Origin of the sequence: Thiomicrospira cyclica ALM1 (genome assembly GCF_000214825.1) — a bacterium.
In the GTDB taxonomy this organism is placed as follows: domain Bacteria; phylum Pseudomonadota; class Gammaproteobacteria; order Thiomicrospirales; family Thiomicrospiraceae; genus Thiomicrospira; species Thiomicrospira cyclica.
Genome location: NC_015581.1, coordinates 1016606 through 1039045, shown reverse-complemented (window position 1 = coordinate 1039045; position 22440 = coordinate 1016606). Strand labels below are relative to the sequence as shown.

Annotated in this window: 20 protein-coding genes; 13 read left to right on the top strand and 7 right to left on the bottom strand. The window is 47.5% G+C overall.

Features of this window, described 5'->3' with window-relative positions:
• Window positions 1-34: 34 nt before the first annotated feature.
• The 7 genes from infA to aat form a co-directional block, all read right to left on the bottom strand.
• Window positions 35-253 carry a translation initiation factor IF-1 gene (infA, locus tag THICY_RS04530; protein ID WP_013835430.1) on the bottom strand — a complete coding sequence of 73 codons (219 nt, stop codon included), beginning with the start codon at window positions 251-253 and terminating at the stop codon, window positions 35-37.
• 66 nt (window positions 254-319) lie between these two features.
• Window positions 320-586 carry a succinate dehydrogenase assembly factor 2 gene (locus THICY_RS04525; protein WP_013835429.1) on the bottom strand — a complete coding sequence of 89 codons (267 nt, stop codon included), beginning with the start codon at window positions 584-586 and terminating at the stop codon, window positions 320-322.
• The gene (locus THICY_RS04520) at window positions 586-1320 is read right to left on the bottom strand and encodes a succinate dehydrogenase iron-sulfur subunit (RefSeq protein WP_013835428.1); all 735 of its coding nucleotides are present in this window, start codon (window positions 1318-1320) and stop codon (window positions 586-588) included. The genes THICY_RS04525 and THICY_RS04520 overlap by 1 nt, the downstream gene beginning before the upstream one ends.
• A gap of 30 nt (window positions 1321-1350) precedes the next feature.
• A complete protein-coding gene (gene sdhA / locus THICY_RS04515) occupies window positions 1351-3186 on the bottom strand; it encodes a succinate dehydrogenase flavoprotein subunit (protein ID WP_013835427.1) in 1836 nt (611 codons plus the stop codon).
• Between the two features lie 9 nt (window positions 3187-3195).
• The gene (gene sdhD, locus THICY_RS04510) at window positions 3196-3528 is read right to left on the bottom strand and encodes a succinate dehydrogenase, hydrophobic membrane anchor protein (protein ID WP_013835426.1); all 333 of its coding nucleotides are present in this window, start codon (window positions 3526-3528) and stop codon (window positions 3196-3198) included.
• Window positions 3525-3932, bottom strand: coding sequence for a succinate dehydrogenase, cytochrome b556 subunit (gene sdhC, locus THICY_RS04505; RefSeq protein WP_013835425.1), 408 nt, complete (start codon window positions 3930-3932; stop codon window positions 3525-3527). Before sdhC ends, sdhD begins: the two co-directional genes overlap by 4 nt.
• A complete protein-coding gene (aat, locus tag THICY_RS04500) occupies window positions 3925-4713 on the bottom strand; it encodes a leucyl/phenylalanyl-tRNA--protein transferase (protein WP_013835424.1) in 789 nt (262 codons plus the stop codon). The genes sdhC and aat overlap by 8 nt, the downstream gene beginning before the upstream one ends.
• Window positions 4714-4805: 92 nt before the next feature.
• Here aat and dnaE point away from each other — a divergent pair, with 92 nt between their 5' ends.
• The 13 genes from dnaE to THICY_RS04435 all read left to right on the top strand — a co-directional run bounded on the left by dnaE (window position 4806) and on the right by THICY_RS04435 (window position 22377).
• Complete coding sequence (gene dnaE / locus THICY_RS04495) at window positions 4806-8309, top strand: DNA polymerase III subunit alpha (protein WP_013835423.1); 3504 nt, start codon at window positions 4806-4808, stop codon at window positions 8307-8309.
• 104 nt (window positions 8310-8413) lie between these two features.
• Window positions 8414-10369: an acetate--CoA ligase gene (gene acs / locus THICY_RS04490; protein ID WP_013835422.1), complete on the top strand. Its 1956-nt coding sequence runs from the start codon at window positions 8414-8416 to the stop codon at window positions 10367-10369.
• A 233-nt stretch (window positions 10370-10602) separates the two neighbouring features.
• Window positions 10603-10830 carry a hypothetical protein gene (locus tag THICY_RS04485; protein ID WP_013835421.1) on the top strand — a complete coding sequence of 76 codons (228 nt, stop codon included), beginning with the start codon at window positions 10603-10605 and terminating at the stop codon, window positions 10828-10830.
• A gap of 1 nt (window position 10831) precedes the next feature.
• Window positions 10832-12448: a sodium/solute symporter gene (locus THICY_RS04480; RefSeq protein WP_013835420.1), complete on the top strand. Its 1617-nt coding sequence runs from the start codon at window positions 10832-10834 to the stop codon at window positions 12446-12448.
• 92 nt (window positions 12449-12540) lie between these two features.
• On the top strand, window positions 12541-14373 hold the full coding sequence (locus THICY_RS04475; RefSeq protein ID WP_013835419.1) for a putative nucleotidyltransferase substrate binding domain-containing protein: 1833 nt from the start codon (window positions 12541-12543) through the stop codon (window positions 14371-14373).
• Window positions 14373-15005: a 3'-5' exonuclease gene (locus THICY_RS04470; RefSeq protein ID WP_013835418.1), complete on the top strand. Its 633-nt coding sequence runs from the start codon at window positions 14373-14375 to the stop codon at window positions 15003-15005. Before THICY_RS04475 ends, THICY_RS04470 begins: the two co-directional genes overlap by 1 nt.
• Window positions 15006-15205: 200 nt before the next feature.
• Window positions 15206-15661, top strand: coding sequence for a ribosome maturation factor RimP (gene rimP / locus THICY_RS04465; protein WP_013835417.1), 456 nt, complete (start codon window positions 15206-15208; stop codon window positions 15659-15661).
• A 12-nt stretch (window positions 15662-15673) separates the two neighbouring features.
• Window positions 15674-17161 carry a transcription termination factor NusA gene (nusA, locus tag THICY_RS04460; RefSeq protein WP_013835416.1) on the top strand — a complete coding sequence of 496 codons (1488 nt, stop codon included), beginning with the start codon at window positions 15674-15676 and terminating at the stop codon, window positions 17159-17161.
• Between the two features lie 19 nt (window positions 17162-17180).
• Entirely contained in the window at window positions 17181-19691 is a 2511-nt protein-coding gene (gene infB, locus THICY_RS04455; RefSeq protein ID WP_013835415.1) for a translation initiation factor IF-2, read from the top strand.
• On the top strand, window positions 19691-20047 hold the full coding sequence (rbfA, locus tag THICY_RS04450) for a 30S ribosome-binding factor RbfA (protein ID WP_013835414.1): 357 nt from the start codon (window positions 19691-19693) through the stop codon (window positions 20045-20047). Before infB ends, rbfA begins: the two co-directional genes overlap by 1 nt.
• 3 nt (window positions 20048-20050) lie before the next feature.
• The gene (truB, locus tag THICY_RS04445) at window positions 20051-21007 is read left to right on the top strand and encodes a tRNA pseudouridine(55) synthase TruB (RefSeq protein ID WP_013835413.1); all 957 of its coding nucleotides are present in this window, start codon (window positions 20051-20053) and stop codon (window positions 21005-21007) included.
• Window positions 20970-21908, top strand: a complete 939-nt coding sequence (locus THICY_RS08600) for a class I SAM-dependent methyltransferase (RefSeq protein WP_013835412.1) — start codon at window positions 20970-20972, stop codon at window positions 21906-21908. The genes truB and THICY_RS08600 overlap by 38 nt, the downstream gene beginning before the upstream one ends.
• Window positions 21886-22377 (top strand): Crp/Fnr family transcriptional regulator, encoded by a 492-nt coding sequence (locus tag THICY_RS04435; protein WP_013835411.1) that lies wholly within the window; start codon window positions 21886-21888, stop codon window positions 22375-22377. The genes THICY_RS08600 and THICY_RS04435 overlap by 23 nt, the downstream gene beginning before the upstream one ends.
• Window positions 22378-22440 lie beyond the last annotated feature (63 nt).

Sequence of the window (22440 nt, the reverse complement as noted above, 5' to 3'; positions counted from 1 at the left end):
CGAGCGGATACTGCGGTTAACCCACTAGAGCGATTTATTTACCGCGGTAGGTGATGCGACCTTTGGTAAGATCGTAGGGCGTTAATTCAACTTTGACCTTGTCGCCGGCGAGAATGCGGATATAGTTCTTACGCATCCGGCCTGAAATGTGGGCGATGATCTCGTGACCATTTTCCAATTGCACTTTAAACATGGTATTCGGTAGTGTTTCTAATACCGTACCTTCAAATTCAATCACATCTTGTTTTGACATAAAACCGTTTTCTTGTCCTGGCTAAAATTGTCGCGAATTATAGCATAGTTAAAATCACTGCGTGTATTATTGTTGACTATTTAGCCTTTGTTGATAACACCGGCGAATCTGGGTCAAGAGGGCTTGCCAGTGGGCAGGCGCTTTGCCGGGATCTAGCAGCCAAATCAGTAGGTCTTGTTCCTCCTGCGCCAGCAGGCCTGCAAGAGTTTCAGCCTGTACCGCAAGTTGTTGCGGATGGTGGCGTAATTGGTCAATAAATGGGGCGAGAAGTTGTTCGGCTTCGGCATTGCCACGGCGGGCGGCTAGCGCCAGTTGACGCCAGGTGTCGTTCATTAGGATTGCGTCCATTGTTGGTGTTTGAGTTGACGAATCGCGCGACTCGGGTCGAGGCCTTTTGGACAACTGGCGGTGCATTGCTGAATCCCCCGACAACGATGCAATTGATAGGGATCGCTGAGGGCGTCGAGTCGTTGTTTGGGTTGAATATCACGTGAATCTATCACTACCCGTTCGGCGGCTAACAGCGCGGCGGGTCCCAAAAACTGATCGGGATGCCACCAAAACGACGGGCAACTGGTACTGCAACAGGCGCAAAGGATACATTCATAAAGACCATCGAGTTTGGCCCGATCTTCCGGGCTTTGTAGATGCTCCTGTTCGGGATTAAATTCACCAGCATTTAGGGTGGGATTGGCTTGGGCGTAGCGATCAAAAAACAGCGTCATATCGACAATTAAATCACGCAGAATCGGCAGGCCTGGTACCGGCATTAGTTCTATCGGTTGGCGTAATTCGGCCAGTGGCGTGATGCAACTGAGGCGATTGCGCCCATTGACCTGCATCGCATCCGAGCCGCACACGCCTTCTTGGCAGGAGCTACGAAAGCTGAGTGTTGAGTCTTGTTCGCGCAAGAGTTTGAGTGCATCCAGGAGCATCATGCCGGGGCTGATTTGTGCTTCATCCAGGGTCATTTCTTGCCAGTAGGGTTGTGCAGCTTGTGCGGCTGGCTCGGCTGCACTTTCGGGTTGGTAGCGTTGAATTTTAAACAGCACTGAGTTTTCTTTCATGAACTTTTCCTTCAGTTACCTTAATACACCTTAATACACCCGTTTAATCGGCGGAAACGCTGCAACCGTTTTGGGTTGCTGTTGCACCGGTTTTTGACTGAGACGGCGTTCGGGCTGATTAAAAAACAGTAAATGGACTAACCAGGCCTGGTCATCGCGGTCGGGGAAGTCATCACGCGCATGGGCACCGCGACTTTCGGTGCGGGCAATGGCACTTTCTAAGGTGGCCCAGGCCACGGCGAGCAGATTTTCACACTCAAAGGCTTGGATACGTTCGAGATTAAACGCCTGTGCTGGGTCGTGTAGCGGCAAGGATAGCAGCCGTTGTTCGAGTTCAGCCAGTTTGGATCGCGCGGCAACTAGGGTTGTCTGGTCTCGAAATACTCCGCAATGGCGTTGCATAATCTTTTGCAAGTCGCGTTTAAAGGTGACCACCGAGTCGTGATTATCACCGCTGTTGGTTTTGGGCTTGTCTGCTTGATAAGCCGCCATGCGCGCGATGATTGACTCGGGTATTGTTAGGTTAGAGAGCTTAGCCGGTGCGGCTGTTTCGGTTCGAGTTTCAGTTTGATTCAGAATATGTTCGGCGGCGGCTTTGCCAAATACCACGATATCCAGCAGCGAGTTGCCCCCGAGGCGATTGGCACCATGCACCGACACACAGGCACATTCGCCAATCGCATAGAGCCCCGCAACTGGCTGGTTTTCGCCGTTCGCATCACTTGTCACCTGAGTCATCACCTGGCCATGCAAATTGGTCGGAATGCCGCCCATCATATAGTGGCAAGACGGGTGAATCGGGATGGGTTGGGTAATCGGGTCGATGCCAGTAAAGGTGAGGCTGATCTCCCGAATGCCGGGCAGTTTTTGTTTAATCAGCTCGGCATCGAGGTGGGTGAGATCCAATTCAATATAGTCTTTGTTAGGGCCACAACCGCGACCTTGGTGGATTTCAGTGGCAATCGCCCGAGAAACGATATCACGCGAGGCGAGATCCTTGACCTTGGGGGCGTAGTTGGCCATAAAGGCGTCGCCCAATCCGTTGCGCAAAATACCGCCTTCACCTCGTGCCGCTTCAGAAATCAGCATACCGCGACCGGCTACACCGGTGGGGTGGAATTGCCAAAACTCCATATCCATCAGCGGCAGGCCGGCGCGTAACACCATCGCTAGGCCATCGCCGGTATTAATGCTGGCGTTGGTGTTAGTGCGATAAATTTGACCCGCACCACCGGTAGCCAGTAATACCGCATCGGCTTGAAACTGATGCCACTGGCCGGTAGCAATCTCCAGTGCCACCAAACCCACCACACGTTGATCTTCGAGGATTAAATCCAGGCTGAAAAATTCACTGAAAATTTGGGTGCCAGCGGCTAGGTTTTGCTGATACAACGTGTGCAAAATAGCATGGCCGGTGCGGTCAGCCACCGCGCAGGTTCGGGTCGCTTGGCTTTGACCAAAATGCTGGCTTTGTCCACCAAACGGACGCTGGTAAATTTTACCGTCGTCGAGCCGCGAAAAAGGCACACCAAAGTGCTCGAGTTCGCGCACGATTCGCGGTGCTTGTTGGCACATGTATTCAATCGCATCCTGGTCGCCCAAATAATCACTGCCTTTGATGGTATCGAACATATGCCAGTGCCAGTTGTCTTCGCTGATATTACCTAAGGCCGCATTAATACCCCCCTGTGCCGCCACGGTGTGCGAGCGGGTGGGATAGACTTTGGAAATCAGTGCGACCTGTTTACCAGCACGCTGGAGTTCGAGGGCGGCGCGTAATCCGGCACCGCCGGCACCGACAATGAGCACATCATAACGATGCCGGTGTAGCGGCGGGCAAGTGTCATCGGCGACTGAATGGGGCATAATCCGTCCTTAACGAAGTAGTAAAATAAGCAGCAGGCTTATGATATTTAGCAGCAGTAGGCTAAATATCCCAGTGTAGAGTTTGAGTGCCAGCTGCAAATGGCGAGCCGGGCAGTAGTCGATCAGAATATCGCGCAAGCCAATCCAGCTGTGAATAAGAATCAGCCCTAAAGCGATAAGACTGCTGACCAACAGCAGGCCTGGTTGCATAGGTTGCTCGCTTTGCCCCATAAGCAGTGGCCAAATTAGCCAAATAAAGCCCGGGAAAAATAGCAGTAAATACGTGGCGCTGAGTTGTTGCCAGAGATAACTCCACTTGCCATTCGGCCAGATTTTAGTCATGAGCCGCGCCCTCCAAAAAACAAGGCTAAGGCCAGTAATCCTGTACCGACTGCCCAAAAAATAAACACCAAACTCACCGCCCAGCCACTAAACCAGGCCTGCGGAACTTGATGATTCGCTGCTGGCCACCAGTCAATAATTAGGTGACGAACTCCGCTTAACCAATGAAAAAGTAATGAAGATAATGTTAATAAAATAAATAACTTACCGCTGACAGTTTGTGTGATATATGAAGTACTTAAGCCGGCCAATAACACGGCATTGGCCAAAATTAACCCGACTATTAAACACAAGGCTAACACCGCACCGCTAATTCGATGGCTAATTGATAATAGCGCATTGGGGTAAAAGCGAATGCGGGTGAGTTTGAGGTGGACCGGGTGCTGGCTGATCGGATTACGCATGGTCAGCGTCCTTATGGCCGAGCGCTTTCGCCAATAGGTTAGGGTTTATAATCCAGTCCTGTTGGGGTCGCTGGCGAAGCGTGACTTGGTGTTGCAGTTGTGCTTCAAAGTCAGGGCGTGCTAATTCTACCGCGCCCATGCTCATGAGATGGTCACTGGTTACTTGGCAATCAATCATCGGCCAGCCCCAATCTTGCAAATGCACAGTGAGTGCCACTAACGCCAGTTTTGAGGCATTGGGTACTAAACTAAACATGGATTCGCCAAAAAACATCTGCCCAAAACTTAAGCCATATAGGCCGCCGACCAGCTGGTCGTCTCGCCAGACTTCGACACTGTGCACATAACTTTGTTGATGCAGTTCTAGCAGGCTGTGTTGTAAGTCTTGGCGCAGCCAGGTACCGTCTTGGCCAGGGCGGGGGCAACTGGCGCAGTGGTTTAGCACCTGGGCAAGTGCGTGATTAAAGGTGATTTGCCAGGGTTGTTGTCGCCAGGCTTGCTTCAGACTGCGGCGAATTTTAATCTGGTCGGTATAGAGCACGGCGCGCGGTTCGGGCGACCACCAGGTCACGGGTTCGTCTTCGGCAGACCAAGGGAATATGCCTTGCGGGTAGGCTTGGCGCAGGAGTGCGGGTGTGATTCGATCACTCAGTGCCAGTAACCCGGGTGGGTCATCAAAGCAGTGCGTAGTTGGGGGAAATGGGTTAAGGCCTTGCGCTAAACACTGCGGGTCGAGCCAGCTGGGCAGATGGGTGTCGAGGGTGCGTAACGGTGTGCTCATCCTAATAGCTCCGAATTAAACTGGCACAAACGGATGCACTTCTTTAGAATAACGCTCTTATTATTAACTAATTTTGGCATCCGTTGAGACCTATGGCTGACGCTCCAGCAACATTTGTTCATTTGCATTTGCACTCTGAATACTCGGTTAAAGATAGTTTACTTCATATTAAACCGCTAGTGGCAAAGGTCAAGGGTCTCGGGCAACCTGCGTTGGCCTTGACCGATCAATCCAATATGTTTGCGTTATTGAAATTTTATAACGCAGCACGGAGTCAGGGCATAAAACCTTTATTAGGTGCTGATTTGTGGGTGCATCATGAGGGTGAGGTGTTTAGCATCACTTTGTTGTGTCAGAATCATAGCGGTTATCTGAATCTTTCTAAGCTGATTTCGCAAGCCTATTTAACCAATCAACAGGTCTATCAAGCCAATCAATTACCCTTAGTTGAGCAGGCTTGGTTGGCCGAGCATCAAGCGGGTTTGATTGTCTTGTTAGGTTTGCATAGTAATATCGGCCAAGCGCTAGCACGGGGTAATCAAGCCCTAGCCGATCAGCAGCAGGCCTGGTGGCAAACCCATTTTGCCGACCGGGTTTATTTGGAGCTGGTGCGCACGCAACGGCCTGGAGAAGAGGCGTTTATTCAGCAGGTGTTGCCTTTAGCGCAGGCTTGGCAGTGGCCCGTGGTGGCAACTAATGATGTGCGTTTTTTAGCCCGCGAAGACTTTGATGCCCACGAAATTCGCTGTTGTATTCATAGTGGTTATGTCATAGAAGATCCAAACCGTCCGCGTACCTATTCTGAGGAGCAGTATCTAAAATCGGCCGATGAAATGCAGGCACTATTTGCCGATATTCCTCAGGCGATTACCAATACGTGGTTGATTGCTCAACGCTGTAATTTGAGCTTGGATTTGGGTACCTACTATTTACCGGAGTTTCCGATTCCACCGGACATGACGCTGGACGAGTATTTTCGGCACGAATGTCATAAGGGTTTGGATGCACGGTTGGCGTTTTTATTTGGTGATTTAGCGGCCGAGGATTTTAACGCCAAGCAACAGGAGTACCGTGACCGATTAGATTTTGAGCTGAACACCATTTTGCAAATGGGTTTTCCGGGCTATTTTTTAATCGTTGCCGATTTTATTCAATGGGCTAAAAATAATCAGATTCCGGTTGGGCCGGGGCGGGGTTCGGGCGCGGGTTCTTTGGTGGCCTATGCCTTAAACATTACCGATTTAGATCCGATTCAATACGACCTGCTATTCGAACGTTTTTTGAATCCGGAGCGGGTATCGATGCCCGACTTTGACGTCGATTTTTGTATGGAACGCCGTGATGAGGTGATTGATTATGTGTCACGTCATTATGGCCGTGACCATGTTTCGCAGATTATTACTTACGGCACTATGGCGGCGAAAGCGGTGGTGCGCGATGTGGGGCGTGTGCTGGGTCATCCTTATGGCATGGTCGATGGGGTGGCCAAACTGATTCCAAATGAGTTGGGGATTAAGCTGAAGGATGCGCTCGAAAAGGAAGAAGATTTAAAACAGCGCTACCGTGACGACGAAGAGGTCAAAATGCTGTTGGATTACGCATTGAAGCTGGAAGGCACGGTGCGTAATGTCGGCAAGCACGCTGGTGGGGTGGTGATTGGACCGAAGCCGCTGGATTATTACTGTCCGCTTTATTCCGAAGCCGATGGTCGTGGTGTGGTAACCCAGCTAGATAAAAATGATGTTGAAACCATTGGTTTGGTGAAATTTGACTTTTTGGGCTTGCGGACCCTTACCATTATTGATTGGGCACTACAGGCGATTAATGCCGGCAAACAACCGGATGATGAAGGCTTTGTTGATATTAATCGCATTCCTTTAGCCGATCCGAAAGTGTTTGAGCTGATTAAAACCGGTAAAACCACCGGGGTGTTTCAGTTGGAATCGGCCGGGATGCAGGATTTGATTCGTCGTCTGCGTCCGGACTGTTTTGAAGATATAATCGCTTTGGTGGCGCTGTTTCGTCCCGGCCCGTTGGAATCGGGAATGGTCGATAACTTTATTGCGCGTAAGCATGGTAAAGAAGCGGTGTCCTATCCCGATGCCCAGTATCAGCATGACAGTTTAAAAGAAATTCTGGAGCCGACCTACGGCATTATCCTTTACCAAGAGCAGGTTATGCAGATTGCCCAGGTACTGTCTGGCTATACCCTGGGCGGCGCCGATATGTTACGCCGAGCGATGGGCAAGAAAAAGCCCGAAGAAATGGCCAAAGAGCGTGGCAAGTTTGAGCAGGGCGCGATTGATAACGGCGTTGATGGTCAGTTGGCGATGAAGATTTTTGACTTGGTTGAAAAGTTCGCCGGTTATGGTTTTAACAAGTCTCACTCCGCTGCCTATGCCTTAGTATCTTATCAGTCGGCTTGGCTAAAAACCCATTATCCGGCTCATTTTATGGCCGCACAGATTTCATCGGACATGGATAATACCGATAAAGTAGTGCACATGATTAATGAGTGCTACGCGATGAATTTAACCCTGTTGCCGCCGGATATTAATCGCTGTGCGATTCGCTTTCAGGCAGCGGATCCGCAAACGATTATTTATGGCCTGGGCGCGATTAAAGGTGTCGGTGAGGCGGCTTTGGATCAGGTGCTGGCGGATCGCCAAGCGAATGGGCCTTTTAGCGATTTATTTGATTTTGCTAATCGCGCCGGCAAGAAGATTAACCGACGTGTTTTAGAAGCCTTGATTCGAGCCGGTGCGTTTGATTCGTTACACACCAATCGCCAAGCGATGTTGGAATCGGTGGCCATGGCCTTGACACAGGCGGATCAGTTTTTAACCAATGCGCAATCGGGTCAGAGTGATTTGTTTGGTGAATTGGCCGCTGATATGGCCCCACCAGCACAATTAGCTGTGGTCGCTGAAATGCCAGAACGCCAACGCTTGCAGGGCGAAAAAGATACCCTAGGCTTGTATTTAACCGGCCACCCCATTGAAGCTTATCGCCAAGAATTGGCGGATTATGCCCGTTTGAGCTTGGCGCAGCTAACGCCGAATAAATACGAGAAACGCTGGGTAGCCGGCCTGGTGGTGGCGATTCGGACCAAAAATACCCGTAGTGGCGACAAAATGGCGTTTATTACCCTTGATGATCGCACCGCGCGTTTGGAAGTGGTGTGCCGCCCAGCGGTGTTTGATGCCGTACGCGACTGGTTGCGGGTTGATGAAGTCGTGTTGATAAAGGGTGCTGTTAGCGAAGATAACTTTAATGGCGGTATTAAATTAGATGCCGAACAGCTGGTTACTCTGGCTGAAATGCGGGCACAAGAAGCGCGGGCGATTAAGCTATATTGTGATATTGATCAGCTGGCGGAGTCTAAAATAGCGGCACTCCAAGATGGCCTGCTACCCTATTGGGCCACGCCCGAACAACAGGGTTTACCCTTAGTGCTGGAGTGCTATCAGCAGGTTGATGGTGCACGGGTGAGTATGCAATTAAAATCCCAGGAGATGGTGCGGCCAGAAGATGGTTTATTAGAGGTGTTGCATCAGCAGGCCTGGTCATTAGAGGTAGTGAAAAAACGCCAATAACAAGCCAATAATAAGCAAGGGTGTTAAAAAACCGCTAAAATACGCGTCATATCGTGAAAAAAACGTTAATTTAAGTAATTATTTGGGACCTAGCTGGAGGGACGATGTCGAACAATATCGAGTCAATTTTGACAGAAACACGGGTCTTTGAACCCTCAGATGCCATTAAACAACAGGCTGCTATTAAGGCAGATAAACTTGATGCCATGTATGCTAAAGCCGAGCAGGATCATGTGGGTTTTTGGGCCGATTTAGCCAAGGAAAAGTTGAGCTGGCACAAGCCGTTTACCAAAGCATTGGATGATTCCAAAGCACCGCTTTATCGCTGGTTTACCGATGGTGAGTTAAATGTTTCTTATAATTGTATTGACCGTCATCTCGATACCAAAAGCGATAAATTGGCAATTATTTTTGAAGGGGATAAGGGTGATGTGCATCACTATACTTATCAAGAATTGCACGATGAAGTCTGTCGTTTTGCCAATACCTTAAAAACCCAAGGCATTAAGCAGGGTGATCGGGTCATTATTTACATGCCGATGATTCCGCAAGCGGTGATTGCGATGCAGGCCTGTGCTCGTGTTGGCGCGATTCATTCCGTAGTGTTTGGTGGCTTTTCAGCCGAGGCGTTAAAAGATCGCGTTGAAAATGCTGCGGCTAAACTGATTATTACCACCGATGGTGGTTTGCGCGGCGGTAAGGCGATTCCGCTTAAAGGTGCGGTGGATCAGGCGTTAGCGAAAGGCTGTGATTCGGTTAAAAAAGTGATTGTTTATCAGCGCACCAAACAAGAAGTGGTGATGCAAGATGGTCGTGATATTTGGTGGCATGAAGCCGAAGCGGGCATGAGTAATTATCATGATCCGGTAATGCTACCCGCCGATCATCCGCTGTTTTTGTTATATACCTCTGGCTCAACCGGGACACCGAAAGGCGTACAGCATGGCAGTGGTGGTTATCTGTTAAACGCGATGCTGACGAATGAGTGGATGTTTGATTTAAATGACAAGGATGTGTTCTGGTGTACCGCTGATGTAGGCTGGATTACCGGTCACTCTTATGTCGCCTACGGTCCGTTAGCGATGGGTGCGACCATTGTGATGTTTGAAGGCGTGCCAACCTATCCGGATGCCGGTCGTTTTTGGCAGGTGTGTCAGGATCATGGTGTTACCGTGTTCTATACCGCACCGACTGCGATTCGTGCTTTGATGAAGTTTGGTAAGGATATTCCAGCGCAGTATGATCTTTCCAAGCTGCGTATTTTAGGTACGGTGGGCGAGCCGATTAACCCAGAAGCCTGGATGTGGTATCACGAAGTGATTGGTCGCGGTGAATGTCCGATCATTGATACCTGGTGGCAAACCGAAACCGGTGCCCATATGATTGCGCCTTTCCCAGGTGTTACACCGCTTAAACCAGGTTCTTGTACGCGTCCACTACCCGGAATTGATGCGATTGTCGTCGATGAAGAAGGCCATGAGATTGGCAATAACTCAGGGGGTTATTTGGTGGTGCGCAAGCCGTGGCCATCCATGTTACAAACCGTCTGGGGTGATGATCAGCGTTATATTGACACCTATTTTGCCAAGTTTAATAACCAATATTATGTGGTTGGTGACAGTGCGCATAAAGATGCCGATGGTTACATCTGGATTTTAGGTCGTATTGACGATGTGCTAAACGTATCAGGTCATCGTTTAGGTACGATGGAAATTGAATCGGCGTTGGTCGCTCATCCAAAAGTGGCCGAAGCTGCGGTGGTCGGTAAACCCCATGATGTTAAAGGCGAATCGGTGTTTGCTTTTGTAGTCCTCAATACCGATTTGCCAGCCGGTGCGGAGCGTGATGCGATGGTTAATGAATTGCGTAACTGGGTGGCTCAAGAAATTGGCCCGATTGCCAAGCCCGACGATATTCGCTTCGGGACCAATTTACCCAAAACCCGTTCTGGCAAAATTATGCGTCGTTTATTGCGCACCATCGCCAAGGGTGAAGAAATTACTCAGGATACCTCTACTTTGGAAGATCCGTCGATTTTGAAACAGTTGCAGCAGGCTTAGTAACTTTGAGCAGCTTGAAGAGTCGGTCTTTTTGGGGTGGGCGCAAAAAATCTTTGTGCTTGCCCTAAAAACTTTTGTGTGGCTTAAAAGCGAAAATATTGCGAACTTTGCTTTCAATCCACATAATAACCCGCGTCTGACGTTAAACATAACCCGTTTAGCGGTTGGATTTTTTTCTTAACGAGGAGCAAGCAATATGATGTTTAATCCAATGCATCAGGTGGGAGGCGCGAATGAATAACTCAAAAATCAAATTCGCCGTCATCCTACTCACCATTTATACCGTGCTTTACTTTGGTGTCGCCCTTATGACATCGGCAACCTTTAAAGATGTCGCCGCATTAGAAATTTTAGGTTTACCCATCGTGGTTTGGGGTGGACTTTTAATTATTATCGCTGGCGTAATTATTACCCGTTTGTATTTACGCAAGTTAGAACAACTTGAAGAAGGAGCGAATTAAGATGGAAAATATCGTTGCTTTTGGCGTTGTTGTTCTCGGTATCTTATTATCCCTATACATTAGTTACTATCACCGTCGTTCTACGGCATCGACAGCTAACTTTTATGTAGCTGGTGGTGGCATTTCACCGCGCGTTAATGGTATGGCCATGTTTGGTGACTATGCCAGTGCCGCGAGTTTCTTGGGTGTGGCCGGTGCCGTTGCCTTGATGGGTGTTGATGGTTGGTGGTTAGCACTGGGCTTTTTTGCCGCCTGGATAGTTGTTTTGCTTATCATTGCTGGCCCGTTAAAAAATGTCGGTAAGTTTACCGTTGCCGACGTATTGAACGCACGTTATGAAGGGTCTGAAAAAGGTATTCGCATGATTGCGATGATTTCGACCTTGGTATTGTGTGTTATGTATCTGGTGCCACAGATTGTGGGCGCGGGCTTGTTATTTAACCTGTTATTAGGTTGGGATTATTTGTACACGGTTATCGTAACCGGTTCCTTAATGGCGATTTTCGTTATTATGGGCGGTATGAAGGGAACCTCTTATAACCAAGCGGTACAGGGTGCTATTTTATTTGGTGCCTTGATGTTCTTACTCGTGTTTGGGATTATTGCTTTCTTTGGCGGTAACCCAGTGGGTATGGTTATTGAAGGTAAAGAGATTGTGCCGCCGTTGGTTGCAGCTGGTAATGCCGAAGCCGTTGCGGCGATTGCTGGTATGACCAATGCTGAAAGCGCTGTAGCGATTGAAACGGTTCGCGGTATGATGACTGACGCACCGAATGCGATTTCACCGGGCGTTGGCTTACGTGACTTGATGAATAACGCCAGTTTGGTATTGGCTTTGTTCTTGGGTGTATTAGGCTTACCTCATATTTTGATTCGTTTCTATACAGTATCGAATGCAAAAGATGCGCGTAAATCAGCTGAGTTCACCATTTGGGGCTTAGCGATTTTCTACGGCAGCGTGTTCTTTGTTGGTTTGATTGCGATGTATGCCTTATACCCAACCCTGGTTGAGTTATTAGCGGCGGGACAACGTGGTGTTGCCACCAATATGACTATGCCAATGCTTGGTGAGATGATGGGCGGTCAATTGTTGATGGGTGTGATTGCAGCCGGTGCGATGGCGGCGATGCTAAGTACCTCAGCAGGCCTGCTAATCTCAGCAACAACCAGTTTGTCGCATGACTTGTATAAAGGTGTGTTGCGTCCTAACTCGACCGATGCCGAGCAGGTTCGTTTTGCTAAATTTGGTGCGGGTACGCTGGCTGTTGTTGCGATTGGTATGTCAATCTGGTTACAAGAGCAGAACGTGGCCATGTTGGTTGCGATGTGTTTTGGTATCGCAGCGAGTACCTTTGCCCCGGCATTAGTATTTGCGGTTTGGTGGCGTAAGTTAACCAGCCAAGCGGTCATTATTGGTATGGCAGCAGGCCTGGTATCTTCGTTAATCTTTACCTTTGCAGCCTTCTTTGGTACCAAAACGGTATTGGGGATTGATGTGTTGGTTAACCCAGCGCTTTACTCTGTACCCTTAGCGGTGATTGTGACGGTGGTGGTGAGTTATCTAACCAGTAACCGTGGTAAAACAGAAGAGTTCATGGCGCAAGCCCATGGCAAATAAGCCAATTCTATTGGCGATTTAATGGGTTTAAACCCATAATTAAGGGAGCTTTGGCTCCCTTTTTTATTTAGCGTTTTTTGGAAGGATTTGTTATGGCGATGTCCGAGTTAGTGAGTTTTTTAGCCCAGGTTCACCCGTTTGATCGGTTGCCAGAAACGGATTTGGCCACAGCGGCAACGGCCATCGATTTGGTCTATTTTGCTCCTGATCAAATAATTCCCTTGTCGCAACAGCAAGATCCCTATTTGTACTTGGTACTCAAAGGGCGTGTGGCCGAATGTCATGATGAAGAGGGGGGTAATCATTGTGCGCTCTATGGACCGAATGCCCAGTTTGGTGCCGCGATGTTGCTGCAACAACAAACGCAATTGACCTATCATGCGGTTGAAGAAACCCTAACCTATCGCATGGCGAATGAAGTGTTTCAGCGCTTATTAAAAAATAATCCGGACTTTGAGGCGTTTTATTTTAATGATATTACTGAAAAGTTAAGTCGCTTTCATCAGCAGTTGCAAATGGAATCGTCCTCAGAGGCGATGATGGATGCGGTGAAAATTGCGCCATTACATGCTTTAGTTACGCTGGATAGCACCACGGATATAAAGAACTGCGTCGAACAGATGGAATATTTTAAAACCGATGCCTGCTTGGTGATGGATGGCGAGCGTCAAGGGGTGATTACCTCATCCGATTTGTTACGCGGTTTGGCGATTCACGGTTTTGATTTGACCAGTCCGATTGCGGATATGGTCAGCTATCCGGTGATTTCGATTGATAAGAATGATTATCTATTTAATGCCTTATTAAAAATGACCCGCTTTGGGGTTGATCGCCTCATGGTGCGCGATAAGCAATCCTTTATAGGAGTGTTACATCAAAAAGAGCTGATGAGCTTATTTGCCAATCAATCCGGCCTAGTCATGTTGACGCTTGAGCGGGCGCAGACAGTCGATGATTTACAAAAGGTCACCCAGCAGATTGATGATTTAGTCGCTGGTTTATCAAACAAAGGCGTAAAAACGCACTATATCGCAAAGTTGGTGAATGAGTTACACCGTAAGTTGCAGGCGAAGCTCTGGCAAATTTTGGATGTTGAACAGCAGTTTACCGATGCGACCTTTATTGTGATGGGTAGCGAAGGGCGTTCAGAGCAGGTGGTACGAACCGACCAGGATAATGCGGTCATTTTTGATGAGCGGATTGATGCTAACGTGCTGGCTGAGTTCTGCGAGACCTATTCAGCTGAATTAATTCAGCTGGGTTTTCCGCCTTGTCCCGGTCATATTATGGTTTCCAATCCGCAGTGGCGTTTAAGCGAAACCGCGTTTGCGCAGCAAGTGATTGACTGGTTTGAAAATCCATCGCAAGAACGGTTTATGCATCTGTCAATTTTATTGGATGCCCAGGCGGTGCAGGGGGACCCTGCACGCTTGGAGCGTTTAAAAGCGGTGTTAGCGACACAGGTGCAAAAACGCCAAATGTTTTTAGCCCAGTTTGCCCGCAGTGTGTTGCAGTTTGATACACCGATTGGCTTGTTTGGACGTTTAATTACTCAAAAAGATGCCGGTCATTCGATTGATTTAAAAAAGGGTGGTATTTTCCCGATTATTCATGGTGTGCGTTGTTTGGCTTTGGAATATGGTGTTGCCAAAACCAATACCCATTGGCGTATTCGTGATTTGATCAACCATAATGTGTTTGATGAGCGCTTTGGTGTCGAGCTGGGTGAAACCCTGAACTTTTTAAATACCTTACGCTTGCAAGGGATGCTTGAACAGAAGGCTTTAGACTTGCCGGTGGATAATGCGATTAAAACCGATAGCCTAAGCCAGCTTCAGCAAGATTTATTAAAAGATGCCTTTGGGGTGGTGAATAATTTCAAGAAGTTTGTTGAGCAACACTATAAGTTTGAAGGGGGCCTGTAATGGTGCTTTCTTCATTACGACAGAGTCTGCACCAGGCCTGGCTAAAGTGGCAATTGCGCGACCCTGCTTATGATTTTTTATTTGCCCCTGAGCCAGATCAAGAGGTGGTGTGTTTTGACTGTGAAACCACAGGATTAGATCCTGCCAAAGATAAGATTGTGACCTTGAGCGCGATTAAGATTCGTGGTCGGGAAATTTTAACCAGTGAGAGTTTGAATCTACAGTTTAAACAACAGCGCGATATTAACCCTGAAAGCATCCTGATTCATCAGTTGCGCAATATGGATGTCACTTTAGGACTTGATGAGCGCGAAGCGATTGAACAGTTTTTGGTCTTTATTGGTTCTCGCCCTTTAGTTGGTTATTACTTATCCTTTGATGTCAGTATGGTTAACGCGATTATAAAACCCTGGTTGGGCATTCCCTTGCCCAATCGGCAATTGGACGTGGCGGAATTGTATCATCAGCAGTTTTACCAGGATTGGTTGCAACCGGACCATGAAGTATTTGATCTGAGCTTTAAAACTTTGTTGTCTAAGTTAAATTTGCCAACACTGGGCCAGCATGATGCGTTTAACGACGCGTTAATGACAGCAATGATTTATGTCAGATTGCAAGCGAATCTTGATTAGCTTGGCTTTATCTGACCTTGCGTCTTGACAAATGGCATCTAGCTGATTATCCTTTGTTCAGTTTTTCAAATAGCCGTATCAGTTACCCCAATGCTCGCGTTTATTAGCGTCACTTTTGAGGTGGTTTGATAATTGAGAACCCCGTTTTTACGGGGTTTTTTGTTGGTTTAAGTCAGAGATGATGACAGTAAGGATAAGGCATGACGCTGGAACAAAAAATTGCAGACCTGGTAACGCCAGCTATTGAAGCTTTAGGCATGACGCTTTGGGGCTGCGAATATATCGCCGCTGGCAAGGATTCAACCCTAAGAATTTATATTGATCGTCCCGATGTCGGGGTGAATGTTGATGACTGTGCGTTGGCAAGCCGTCAAATCAGCGCGATTATGGATGTTGAAGACCCGATTTCATCTGCCTATTATCTTGAGGTGTCATCACCAGGTCTGGATCGACCTTTCTTTAAACCAGAACAGTATTTGGCCTATGTAAATAAAACGGTTAATGTTCGCACGCGTGCGCCAGAGATGGGTCGCCGTAAGTTTAAAGGCACGTTGGTTGAGGTGCAGGCGGAACAAATTTTGGTGGAAGTGGATCGTGAAGTCTATGAGATCCCATTTTCGAATATTGATAAAGCAAATTTAGTTGTTGAATTGTAAGGCGGTAACAGCATGAGTAAAGAAGTATTATCCGTTGTAGAGATCATGTCGAACGAAAAAGGTGTGGACGAGGAAATCATTTTTGATGCGATTGAGACTGCCTTAGCTATGGCTACCATCAAAAGCCATGATGACAAAATTGATGTGCGCGTTGAAATTGATCGTCACACCGGTGACTATAAAACCTTCCGTCGTTGGTTAGTTATTGAAGATGATGTCGCGATTGAAGGCGAGCCAGACATGTTCTTGCGTATGATGGATGCGACGGATATTGATCCGCATATTCAACCTGAAGAATATATTGAAGAAGCAATCGACTCGATTGAATTTGGTCGTATCGGCGCACAAACCGCGAAGCAGATTATTATTCAAAAAGTTCGCGAAGCTGAGCGCCGTAAGATGGTTGAAGATTATCAGCCCCGCGTCGGTGAAATTTTGACCGGTCAAGTAAAACGTATTGACCGTGGCGATGTGATTTTGGATATGGGCGATAATGTTGATGCGATTATTCCACGTAGTGAGCTGGTCGGTCGCGAAACCTTCCGGATGGGTGATCGTGTGCGTGCCTTTTTACAAGTGGTTGATTTCCGTCCACGTGGCCCGCAATTGTTCATGTCTCGTGCCTGTAAGGAAATGATCATAGAGTTGTTTAAAATTGAAGTGCCAGAAATTGGTGATGATCTGATTGATGTGATGGCGGCGGCGCGTGATGTTGGCTTCCGTGCCAAAATCGCGGTGCGTGCGAATGACCCACGCCTTGATCCTATTGGTGCTTGTGTTGGCATGCGTGGTGGTCGCGTACAAGCGGTCACTAACGAACTTAATGGCGAGCGTATTGATATTATTCAATGGGATCCAAATGATGCCCAGTTTGTTATTAACGCGATGGCTCCGGCTGAAATTACGGCCATTATGGTTGATGAAGATCGCCATGAAATGGATTTAGCGGTCGAAGATGAGCAGTTGTCCTTAGCTATTGGTAAAGGTGGTCAAAACATTCGTTTAGCGTCTGAGCTAACCGGCTGGGAACTCAATGTGATGAGTAAAACAGCGATGCAAGAAAAGCACAACACCGAAGCCAGTACGCAAATTGAGTTGTTTGTTGCCCATTTAGAAGTGGACGAAGAATTAGCTGAAGTCTTGGTGAACGAAGGTTTTACGAGTCTTGAAGAAGTGGCTTATGTCCCAACCGCCGAGATGTTAGACATTGATGGCTTTGACGAAGATTTAGTCAATGAGCTAAAACAGCGTGCCAAAGATGCGTTATTGACCTTGGCTATTGTAAATGAAGAAAAGACGGCCTTAGCCGAACCCGCTGACGATTTATTAGCCCTTGAAGGCATGACCGTTGATTTAGCAAAAACCTTAGCCGGTCAGGGTATTGTTACCCAGGAAGATTTGGCTGAGTTGGGAACAGATGAGTTGTTGGAGTTAGTTTCTCTACCAGAGCAGGCTGCGGCTGAATTAATTATGAAGGCACGTGCGCCTTGGTTTGAGTAACAGAAAGAAAGAGGTGAGTATGACAGAAGTATCGATATCCAAGTTCGCAGAGACCCTAAACCTTTCTGTGGAAAAACTCCTAGCCCAACTTAGTGCTTCCGGTGTTAAAGACAAGAAAGCTGATGACGCTATTACCGATGATGAAAAACGGACCCTACTGGCGTATTTGAAGGGTTTGCACGGCGATGCGGCTGAGGTTGAGCCCAAAAAAGTCACCTTGCATCGCAAGCAGGTAAAAACATTGAACCTATCCTCGAGTTCTGGTAAGCGTACGGTGAACGTTGAGGTGCGTAAGAAACGTACCTATGTGAAACGTACTGAGACTGTAGCGGGTGGTGAAGTGCTAGATACAGCGCCTGATACTGCTGAAACAGCGCTTGCCTCGACGACTCCAATAGCTACGACGGATACATCGTCAATTGCAACAACCGCATCAGATGTGACTCAGCCGATAGTTGAGCCTACACCTGCCGTGGCACCTGCTGAAGTTGAAGGAATGGTGGTTAAAAAACCAAAGATTGTTGGCGAAGATGCGGAATCTAAAGCAAATAAGAAGCCAAAAGATAAAAAGGCAAAAACACTTGAAAGCCGTTTAGAAGACGGCCCACCGAAAGCCAAGAAAACGATTAAAACAAAAATTGTAACTGATGATGCCCCGCCGGCAGGTGGGCGTCGTAAGCTTAAAAAGCGTCACGACAACCGTCATGATAATCGTCATGATAACCGCCAATCATCTGCGGATAATCAGCATGGTTTCCAGCGTCCAGCCGGTCCAGTAGTGCGTGAAGTAACGCTACCAGAAACGATTCAGGTAGCTGAGCTGGCCGATAAAATGGCGGTGAAAGCGGCCGAAGTCATTAAATTTATGATGACTATGGGTACCATGGTTACGATTAACCAGGTTCTTGACCAGGAAACTGCCGCAATAGTTGTTGAAGAGTTAGGTCATAAACCGGTGTTGTTGAAAGAAAATGCGCTGGAAGAGGAAGTTCTACAACAGGCGTATCATGGCGAGTATGTGCATCGTGCTCCGGTGGTTACCATTATGGGTCACGTTGACCATGGTAAAACCTCTTTGCTCGATTACATTCGTAAAGCAAAAGTGGCGCATGGTGAAGCGGGTGGCATCACTCAGCACATCGGTGCGTATCATGTTGAGACCCAAAATGGTGACATTACCTTTATCGATACACCAGGCCATGAAGCCTTTACGGCAATGCGTGCACGTGGTGCGAAAGCGACGGACATTGTTATTATCGTGGTCGCGGCTGATGACGGCGTGATGCCACAAACCAAAGAAGCCATCCAGCATGCGAAAGCAGCCGGTGTACCGATGGTGGTTGCCATGAACAAGATGGATAAAGAGGGCGCCAACCCAGAGCGCTTGATGCAAGAGTTGGCCGCCCTGGATGTCGTCCCTGAAGAATGGGGTGGTGAGGTGCAGTTTGTACCCGTATCAGCTAAAAAGGGTACCGGTATTGATAACTTGTTGGAAGCGGTGTTGTTAAGTGCTGAAATTTTAGAGTTGGATGCACCGGTAGAAGGACACGCAAAAGGTGTGGTTATTGAATCACGCTTAGATAAAGGTCGTGGTACTGTGGCTACCGTACTTGTTCAGTCGGGTACCTTGAGAAAAGGTGACATTGCCCTGTGTGGCATGGAGTTTGGACGTGTTCGTGCTTTGGTAAACGAGCTTGGTAAGCAGGTTGATTCTGCCGGGCCGTCGATTCCTGTTGAAATTTTAGGCTTATCGGGTGTGCCGTCTGCCGGTGATGAAATGATTACTGTTGATAACGAGCGTAAAGCACGTGAAGTGGCGTTGTTCCGTCAAGGCAAGTACAAAGAAGTTAAAATCGCGCGTCAACAAAGTGCCAAGTTGGACAATATGTTTAACAAGATGGCTGAGGGTGAAACCAAGTCCGTTAATATCGTGTTAAAAGCAGATGTTCAGGGCTCTATTGAAGCGATTTCGAATGCCTTAACCGATTTAAGTAATGAAGAAGTTAAAGTAAATGTGGTTAGCAGTGGTGTGGGTGGTATTACTGAAAGTGATGTTAACCTTGCGATTGCCTCGGAAGCCTTGGTGTTTGGTTTTAACGTACGTGCTGACGCAACGGCGAAGCGTTTGATTGAGCGTGAGTCGGTCGGTCTTTACTACTACAGCATCATTTATGAAGTTGTCGATGAGGTGAAGCGTGCCATTGAAGGTAAACTTTCAGCGGAACAGCGTGAAGAAATTATTGGTGTTGCTGAAGTGCGTGATGTCTTTAAAGCACCGAAGATTGGTTTAATTGCCGGTTGTATGGTTATTGAAGGTACGGTTGAGCGCAGTCAGCCAATTCGTGTTTTACGTGACAACGTCGTAATTTATGAGGGTGCGCTGGAGTCTTTACGTCGCTTTAAAGACGATGTGAAAGAGGTTCGTCAAGGTATGGAATGCGGTATCGGTGTGAAGGATTACAACGATGTGCGCGTGGGTGACCAGATTGAAGTCTTTAAACGTTATGAAGTGAAACGGACGTTAGATTAATGTCACAAGAATTTAGTCGTACCGATCGCGTATCACAAGAAATATTTCGGGTGTTATCAAACCTGTTGCGCCGCGAGATCAAAGATCCGCGGTTGCAAAGCTTGACTCTAACTGAGTGTCAGGTGAGTAAGGATTTGGGTATCGCTAAGGTGTATTTTTCGGTCCTTGGCGCCAAAGAAGGTGACCAAGCCGTGCTTGATGCGGAACAGGCGTTGAAAAAAGCGACGGGGTTTATGCGTTCTGAACTTGCCCAGGCTTTACGCTTGCGAGTTACGCCGCAATTACGGTTTTATTACGATACTGTGCCTGATCGCGTTGATCATATTGAGGCGCTAATTCGTAAAGCCTTGCATTAATTCATGAGTCAGACGCGTCAGCGACGCCGTGTCGTGAATGGCATTGTATTGGTGGATAAGCCGGCAGGCATGACTTCTACGGAAGTGGTCAAGCGAGTGATTAAAGCCTATCGCGCGAAAAAGGCAGGTCACTCTGGGACGCTAGATCCTTTCGCTACCGGTTTATTACCTGTCTGTTTGGGTGAGGCGACCAAGGTATCGAGTATGTTGTTGGCTTCAGATAAACGTTACATTGCAATACTGGATTTAGGTCAAAAAACCGATACCGGTGACCGCGATGGTGAGGTGATTGAAACCTTGCCTGTTCCTGAACTAACCGCCCAGTCAATAGAACAGGTGCTACAGTCTTTTCGTGGCGAGATTGCCCAAATCCCACCGATGTATTCATCGATTAAGTTTGAAGGCAAATCCTTGCATGTCTATGCTCGTAAGGGGATTGAAATTGAGCGTGAACCGCGCAATGTGACGATCCATGAGTTAACACTACTGAATTTTTCAGCGCATCAAATTCGCTTTGAAGTGCATTGCTCTAAAGGGACATACATTCGTGTATTAGGCGCCGAAATTGCCGAGGCTTTGGGGACGCTAGGCCATTTAACGGCCTTGCACCGTACTCAAACGGGCGTTTTTAATGCTCAGGATATGCAACCTTTGCATGAGATATGCACCTACCCGAATTCCTCGATCCACCCTCTGGATATTGCGTTATTGGAATACCCCGCACTCTACTTAACTGCTGAACAAAAAGAGCATCTGTGGTTAGGTGGTTTTTTGTTTGATGTTTTGCCTGCACAAACGGATGTTACCCATATGATTCGGTTATATGATGATAAGGGGATGATTTTTGCGATGGGTGAGTGGCAGGCTGATAAGCAGCGTTTAAAAATTAAGCGTGGCTTTCATTTAAATCCGGATGATCCGAATGCGCTCTGTGCCACACAACCTCGCTTGGACCGCTGAACAACGCGACTCTTTTAAGCCCTTGCACTATGATCCCACCTTGTGTTGGCTTGATACGCGAAGTGCTGATCAGTTTTGTCAGGTTCGTTTTGAACGGGCGTTTCCTTGGCAATTGCCGCTTAACCCTAACTGTCTAAACCAACTTCCTAATCGTGAACAACCCTTAGGTCTGATTGCCGATGTTCAGTCGGTGCTGATTTACCAGGCCTGGTTAGCGGAAAAAGGTTATCAATTGCAGGCCTGGTTAAGCCCGGAGCAGTTTTTGCAATTAGATTCCGGTCAATGGCCAATGGTGTCTGGCCCACAAACTCGGCGTTTATGGCAAGCCAATCCGTTTTTAATCGAACAGTTAGCAAACGCTTTATTATTTCCGCAGGTTATATCGTCTGATAGGGGTTCAGCTCGATTAGCACTTGATCTCGGCTGTGGCGGTGGGCGTGAAGCAGTCTATCTGGCTAAGCAAGGTTGGCAGGTAGTGGCGGTAGATAATCAAGCGCCTGCTTTGGAGTGTGCCATGGATTTAGCCCGCGCAGAGCAGGTGTTGGTTGATTTTCGGTTAGCCGATTTAACCAAGCCGTGTGAACGTCCCAGCGAAACCTTTGATGTAATTTATCAGTTACGTTTTTTAGATCGTAATTTATTTGATTATATTGAAACCCAGCTTAAGCCGGGTGGCTATGTTTTAATTGAAACTTTTGCGGAAGGCGTGCAAGCCTTTGGATCACCAAAAAATCGGAAGTTTATTTTACAGCCAGGTGAATTAGCGCAACGCTTTGCGCATTTTGACATAATTGTTGATAAACTAGGGACTTTGTCGGATGGACGGCCTATGAATGCCTTTTTAGCCCGCAAACCGACTTACAAATCGAGGAGTGAGTATGACGAAAGTAAAGAGCAGTGAATTATTTGATTATTTTCAGACTAATGCGATTTGTGAGTCGCTGACTCGTGAAGAAGTCGATACCTTAACCGCTTATTTAATTGAACGGAGCTATGAGCAAAGCTCCATCATTTCGGATTTAGGCGAAGTGGGTGATGCGATGATGTTTATTATCAAAGGGCGCGTTGGTTTTGTTAGCTTTGATGGTCAGGATGAGGTCAATGTTGGCAGTCAGGGCGTGGGTAATCTGATTGGCGAAATGTCGTTTTTTGATCGTAAGCCACGTAATTTACGTATGTACTGTGAATCGAAAAAAGTGAAGTTGTTGTTTTTAACTCGTGCCATGTATGACCGTTTAAAAGTTGAGCATCCGTTTATTGCGGTGAATATTTTAGAGAATGCCGTGGTGAGTTTGGATCATCTAGTACGTTCGATGAGTGAAAATATGGCACAGATTGAGCATTATATGCATGGCTATGGCCGTCACTAACTAAAATCGGTATGCAAAAAGCCTTGAAAACGCTTTAAAAACATGGATAATGCTAACATCTTT